Consider the following 6,793-nt stretch of genomic DNA (forward strand, 5'->3'; position numbering starts at 1 on the left):
TCAATGACAGGCATGTCGACTATTAATAGCCACTGATGGTCTTGGCCAGAAAGCCCAGATAGAGTTCAGGGCATTAGAGGTTACTTTGACGAGGTTTGCGATGTCCCGCACGATCCGTTTTCACAAGTTTGGTCCGGCCGAGGTGCTCAAGTGCGAAGAGCATGCGGCCGCTCTGCCTGCGCCAGGCGAAGTGCAGGTGCGTGTCGAAGCGATCGGCATCAGTTGGTACGACGTACTCTGGCGCCAGAACCTGGCGTCCTCCCATGCCCGCCTGCCTTCCGGCCTCGGCCATGAGATGGCCGGCGTGGTGACTGCGGTCGGCGAAGGCGTCGACGACCTGGCCGTTGGCGACAAGGTCGCCAGCTTCCCGGCCGAAAGCCCGAACGATTATCCGGTCTACGGCGAGCTGATTGTCCTGCCACGCTCGGCGCTGACCCGCTATCCCGATGTGCTCAGCCCGATCGAAGCAGCGGTGCATTACACGCCGCTGCTAGTGGCCTACTTTGCCTATGTCGACCTGGCGCGGGTCAAGCCCGGGCAGTTCGCCCTGGTCACCGATGCCAGCCATTGCGCCGGTCCGTCCTTTGTCCAGCTGGGCAAGGCGCTCGGGGTACGGGTGATCGCCGCGACCAAGACTGCTGAAGAGCGCGAGTATCTGCTGTCCCTGGGTGCCGAGAAGGTCATAGTCACCGAAGAGCAGGATCTGCTCATGCAGATCAACAAATACACCGACAACCGTGGCGTCGACGTGGTGTTCGATGGCCTCGGCGGCCCGCAGATGTCGATGCTCGGCGACGTCCTGGCGCCGCGCGGTAGCCTGGTGCTGTACGGCCTGCAAGGCGGCAACCAGACGCCGTTCCCGGCCTGCGCGGCGTTCCAGAAGAACATCCAGTTCTTCGTGCACTGCATCGGCAACTTCACCGGCAAGCCCGAACTGGGCATCGTCCAGGACCAGGTGGCCTTGCAGCGCGCCTTGCGCGACATCAACCAGCTGACGGCGGATCGTGTGCTGTTGCCGCTGAAGACCCGGGTCTTCGGGTTCAACGAGTTCGTCGAAGCCCACCGCTATATGGACGAGTGTCCTTGTCGCGAGCGGGTCGCACTGCAGGTCGAACCGGCCTGATCCTGACGCCAGGGTTCGCCATCGCGGACTCTGGCGTTTCTGTCTTCGCGGTAACTCCCTTCTTTAATTTCTGCCTCGATCCCGAGAGGCCTGTGCGCAGCTGCCGGCAATGGCCTGGGTTGCGCCTGCCTATCGTGCAAGCCTCCACGGATAGATCTCGTCGCGTTGCGGTCAAACTGCCAGTAAACTGCGCAGCACTCACCGAACCATCCATTTCCCGAGGTTTTGCATGACACTCAGTCCTTTTGCGGGCAAACCGGCACCGACAGAATTGCTGGTCGATCTTCCGCGACTGGTAACGGCCTACTACACCGGCCAGCCCGATGCCGCCATCTCTACCCAGCGGGTCGCCTTCGGCACCTCGGGGCATCGTGGCAGCTCGTTCGATCTGAGTTTCAACGAATGGCACGTCCTGGCCATCAGTCAGGCGATCTGCCTGTATCGCCAGTCCCAGGGCATCGATGGCCCGCTGTTTGTCGGCATCGATACCCATGCGCTGTCCACCCCGGCCGGCGCCAGCGCCCTGGAAGTGCTGGCCGCCAACGGCGTGACGGTGATGATCGCCGCGGGCGACGAGTACACCCCGACGCCGGCGGTGTCCCATGCGATTCTCTGCTACAACCGCGGTCGCACCAGCGGCCTGGCCGACGGCATCGTGATCACCCCGTCGCACAACCCGCCACAAAGCGGCGGCTACAAGTACAACCCCACCAACGGCGGCCCGGCCGACACCCACATCACCAAGTGGATCGAAGCCAAGGCCAACGAACTGCTGGCCAACAAGCTGGCCGGTGTGAAGCGCATCAGCTACGAGCAGGCGCTGAAGGCCGACACCACCCATCGCCACGACTACGTCAACAGCTATGTCGCCGACCTGATCAACGTCATCGACCTGGACGCCATCCGCAACGCCAAGCTGCGCCTGGGTGTCGATCCGCTGGGCGGAGCAGGGGTGCGCTACTGGTCGGCGATTGCCGAGCACTATCGCCTGGACCTGGAAGTGGTCAACAAGGAAGTCGATGCCACCTTCCGTTTCATGTCCGTGGACTGGGATGGCCAGATCCGCATGGACCCGTCGTCCAGCTATGCGATGCAGGGCCTGATCGGCCTGAAGAATCGTTTCGACGTGGCCTTCGGCTGCGACCCGGACCACGACCGCCACGGTATCGTGACCCCGACTGGCGGCCTGCTGGCGCCGAACAATTACCTGGCGGTGTCCATCGACTACCTGTTCCAGAACCGTCCGCACTGGCGCGCCGACGCGGCCGTGGGCAAGACCGTGGTCAGCAGCGGCCTGATCGACCGCGTGACCGCGCGCCTGGGCCGTCGCCTGTACGAAGTGCCGGTGGGCTTCAAGTGGTTCGCTGACGGTCTGTTCGACGGCTCCCTCGGCTTTGGCGGCGAAGAGAGCGCTGGTGCTTCGTTCCTGCGCAAGGACGGCGGCGTCTGGAGCACCGACAAGGATGGCCTGATTCCGGCCTTGCTGGCCGCGGAAATGACCGCCCGTACCGGTCGCGACCCGAGCCAGGCCTACCGCGCCTTGTGCGACGACCTGGGCGAGCCGTTCTCGGTGCGCGTCGATGCCAAGGCCAACCCGCAGCAGAAGGCGCTGCTGAGCAAGCTGTCGCCGGAGCAGGTGACCTCGACCCAGCTGGCTGGTGAAAGCATCCAGCAGATCCTCAGCCATGCGCCGGGCAACGACCAGGCGATCGGCGGCCTCAAGGTCATGACCGAGAACGGTTGGTTCGCGGCGCGTCCATCGGGCACCGAAGACATCTACAAGATCTACGCCGAGAGCTTTATCGGCGACGATCACCTGAAGCAACTGGTGCAGGAAGCCCAGACCCTGGTGGACGGCGCGATCAGCGGCTGATCCAGCGGCGTTTCGCGGCAGACAATAAAAAGGGGCGACCAAAGGGTCGCCCCTTTTTATTGCTGCTGTGTTCTGTAGGAGCGAGGCTTGCCCGCGATGGCTTCCGTTTGGGCGACAACTATCTTCAGCTAGAACGCAAAGGGCTGCTTTGCAGCCCATCGCGAGCAAGCTTCGCTCCTACAAAAGCCGACCGTTTCTTCGCTGTCTCAAGCCAGGTCCACCAGGACGATTTCGCTGTCCTCGAGGGCGGTGACCCGCAGCAGGCGCTCATCCTCCACCGCGACACCGTCTCGAGCTTCGGCGCGCAAGCCATTGACTTCAATCACCCCGGTAGCCGGCACCAGGTAGGCCCGACGCCCGTTGTCCAGCGAATACTCGGCGGACTCGCCGGCCTTCAGGTTGGCTGCCACCAGCCGTGCGTCGGCCCGGATTCGCAGGCTCTGGTCATCGCCTTTTTTGCCGCTGGCCAGGGTCACGAAACCTTCGCGCTGGCCTTTGGGGAACGGCTTGGCGCCCCAGGACGGCGCGGAACCGGCCTCGTTGGGGATGATCCAGATCTGGAAGATCTTGGTTGCGCCGGCTTCCAGGTTGTATTCGCTGTGGGCGATCCCGGTACCGGCGCTCATCACCTGCACGTCACCAGCCTCGGTGCGGCCCTTATTGCCCAGGTTGTCCTGGTGGGTGATCGCACCTTCACGGACGTAAGTGATGATCTCCATGTCGCGGTGCGGGTGCTGCGGGAAACCGGTGCCGGGGGCGATCACGTCGTCGTTCCACACGCGCAGGTTGCCCCAGTTCATGCGTTTGGGGTCGTGGTACTCGGCGAACGAAAAGTGGTGGTGGGCATCCAACCAGCCATGATGGGCGCCGCCCAGGGATTTGAAGGGTCTGAGTTCCAGCATGATCCTCTCCTGTCAGGGTTCGTCATGGGGCGCCTTGGTCGGGCCGCAGAACGAGACCGGTGGGTTGATGGCGCTCATCATCCTTCAGCAAAGCATCGATAAAAAGCGCAAAAAATGCCGTGATCCGATCTAATAAGTAGATATATTTTGTGGCCTTTCTTCTGCTTTCAAACATTCAATTCATGGCTTAAGTGAATGACCTGTAAGCATTTCACTAGAAGTCAGCGGCGAATGAGGCGACCATAGGCGCCCTTGTTCCCATGCCGTCCATACCGCCTCATGCCTGGAGTCAGCGTGCCGCAACACAGTCCCGATCTTCCTCCCGAACTCTTGCCCCTGGCCGAAATGCCGCTGCTCAAGCGCTTGGCGGCCAGGTTCTTCGGTCACGGCCTCAGTCGCCTGCGCGTCCAGCATCGCGCGTCCTGGTTGCATGGCCAGGCGGACGGCTTTCGCAGCGGGCACACCGCCGGGGTGGAGTACGGTTACCAGGAGGGCAAGGCCGAAGGCCTGGAGCAGGGCCGCCAGGTGCTGCTGATTCGCGACAGCCGCTCCACCGAGCATCCGGCCCCCGGCGTCGATGATTATCTGTTCGATGACTGGCGCCTGCCGCTGAGCGCCGAGCTGAAGAAACGCATCAAGGCCGACGTTGGCCGCCTGCTGCCGGCCCATGCCCAGCCCAGCAGCGCGCAATGGAAGATGATCTTCAGCGAAACCCCGTCGACCTCGGTGATTGCCGGCGCTGGCGCGGGCAAGTCGACCTCCCTGGTCCTGCGCATCCTGCTGCTCAATCATTACCTGGGCTTCGAGCTCGACTCGATGACCGTGGTGACCTTCACCCGCGAGTCGCGCAAGGACTTCATCAACAAGCTGATGGAGGTGTTCGCGCTCTGGGGCCGGCCCCTGGGCCTCAAGGAGGCGCGGGAACTGGTGCGTACCTTCCATTCGCGCATCCTGCCGATGGTCCGCAGCCTGCCGGGCTTCGAGCGCCTGCAGGCCTTCGAGAACCTCAGCGATCGCCCGGCGACGGGGGATCTGGAGGTCGACAGCAACCCCTTCGACCTGCGGATCAACGACGCCCAGCGCAAGCAACTGAATGCCTGCTATCACGCCTTGCACCAGCGAGACGGGCGTTTCCGCGAGGCGATCAAGCCGCTGCTGCGCCACGCCTTGCAGCTCAAGGAGCTGGAGCGCGATCACCCGGATGTGCAGAAGCGCATGGCCGTGACCGAGCTGGCCGCCAAGCGCGACGAAGAGCTGTGCGACACCCTGGAAGACCTGTGGTTTCGCGCCGGGGCCTGGCCGATCAAGGGCATCGAGCCGAACCGGCAGACGTTGGAGATCAACGGTTCGCAGTTCCATTGCCATGGCTACATCGCCGAGCTGGATGCCTGGGTGGTGCTGGGGTTTGACCCTCGGGAAAACCCGCAGCTGAGTCGTCCCGGGTCGAAGCTTTCGGTGCGCGCGGAGTGGGCGGTAAAGCGCACCCTATTTCAAGCTTTCTGTCGTAAGCCAATGATTTGGCTGGATAGTTATGAGTCGGCAAAGCGCGTCCTGTCGTCCCTGGCCGGGGATGCCAGTGCCGGGCCGGGCTTTGATTACAAGGTCAAGGGCGAACTGGCGTCGGCGCCGTTGCTGGACTGTTTTGTCGCCGCCGCCGGGTTTATCGAGAACCTGGGGCTGGACGTATCGGTGGCCGTGGGCCAGATGGTGTTTGCCCGGGACGACCCGGACCGGTTTTTCTTCGAGGCCCTGAGCCTGTTCTGGCGGGCGCTGGACGACCATCTGCTCGACCAGTCGCCGCCGATCATGAGCTACAACCGCATGTTCTCGCTGTTCGGCGAGAATACCCCGGAGAACTTCAAGCTGCTCAGCGATGAGCGACTGCGGCCGATGTCGCACCTGATGATCGACGAATTCCAGGACGTCTCGCCGCAGATCGTCTCGTGGATTCGCGCCAGCCTGCGCGAGATCCGCAGTCGCGGGCCGGCGATGCATGTCGGCCGTGGGGCGCAGCGCTCGTCGTTGCTCTGCGTAGGGGACGACTGGCAGTCGATCTACGGCTGGCGCGGCAGTTCGCCGAAGTACTTTATGGAGTTCAACAAGGAATTCCCGTCGCCAGCCACCAGCCGGGTGATGCTCAGCGAGAACTATCGCAGCCACCAGCACATCATCGACGCGGCGGAACATATCGTCCGCGCGGCACCGGCGATTGCCGGGAAGAAGGCCAAGGCCAGTGGCGAACCCAAGGAAGTGCTGCCGGTGAATGTGCTGGATCGCGACGACCAGGGGCTGGCGGCGCGGCTGGCGGAGCACTATCGCAACGGCGATTCAATCTTGATGTTGTTTCGAAAAAGTAGTGATAAGTCATTAATTGAGGAACATATTTTTCCAATAGTTAATGTGGATTCTAGGTTGCCGGCCGAGGAGCGCCGCCTCAAGCAACTGACCTACCACAGCTCCAAGGGCTTGCAGGCGGATGCGGTGTTCCTGCTCGGCGATTGCCAGCACCTGACCAGTTCGCCCTACAAGAACCAGGTCTATCGCATGGCCGGGCTGGGCAAGGATGGCGACAGCGAACCCTACGACAACGCGCAGAAGGACGAGACCTTGCGCCTGGCCTATGTCGGTATCACCCGGGCGGTGAAACATTGCTACTGGTATGTGGACAGCCCGGACACCCAGGCGGCCAATGCGCCCAAGGCGTCGGACCGGATTCCCCAGGGCAAGCCGTTCTTCGCCGATCTGCGGGCATGAAAAAGCCCGCGCAACGGCGGGCTTGAGGTCAACCTGGGGCGGCTGGGATCAAGACACGCCCTAGGGTCTGTACGAAAAGTCGGCGAGCGAAGGTCAGGCAAGGCAAAAACAGGCGAGGAAGCGGAGTGTAGGGGCCTACAT

Annotated in this window: 4 protein-coding genes; 3 read left to right on the forward strand and 1 reads right to left on the reverse strand. The window is 62.8% G+C overall.

Translation table 11 applies throughout. The features are described from left to right. Positions 1–100: 100 nt before the first annotated feature. Both ACTJKT_RS26650 and pgm read left to right on the forward strand, forming a co-directional pair. The gene (locus ACTJKT_RS26650; RefSeq protein WP_440789180.1) at positions 101–1,123 is read left to right on the forward strand and encodes a zinc-dependent alcohol dehydrogenase family protein; all 1,023 of its coding nucleotides are present in this window, start codon (positions 101–103) and stop codon (positions 1,121–1,123) included. A 229-nt stretch (positions 1,124–1,352) separates the two neighbouring features. After that, on the forward strand, positions 1,353–2,996 hold the full coding sequence (gene pgm, locus ACTJKT_RS26655; RefSeq protein ID WP_440789181.1) for a phosphoglucomutase (alpha-D-glucose-1,6-bisphosphate-dependent): 1,644 nt from the start codon (positions 1,353–1,355) through the stop codon (positions 2,994–2,996). A gap of 206 nt (positions 2,997–3,202) precedes the next feature. Here pgm and ACTJKT_RS26660 read toward each other — a convergent pair whose 3' ends face one another. Continuing rightward, positions 3,203–3,898, reverse strand: coding sequence for a pirin family protein (locus ACTJKT_RS26660; protein WP_440789182.1), 696 nt, complete (start codon positions 3,896–3,898; stop codon positions 3,203–3,205). Between the two features lie 294 nt (positions 3,899–4,192). Here ACTJKT_RS26660 and ACTJKT_RS26665 point away from each other — a divergent pair, with 294 nt between their 5' ends. Next, positions 4,193–6,652, forward strand: coding sequence for a UvrD-helicase domain-containing protein (locus tag ACTJKT_RS26665; protein WP_440789183.1), 2,460 nt, complete (start codon positions 4,193–4,195; stop codon positions 6,650–6,652). The last annotated feature ends 141 nt before the right edge of the window (positions 6,653–6,793 follow it).

Source organism: Pseudomonas sp. 22526 (assembly GCF_052044735.1).
Lineage (GTDB): Bacteria > Pseudomonadota > Gammaproteobacteria > Pseudomonadales > Pseudomonadaceae > Aquipseudomonas > Aquipseudomonas piscium.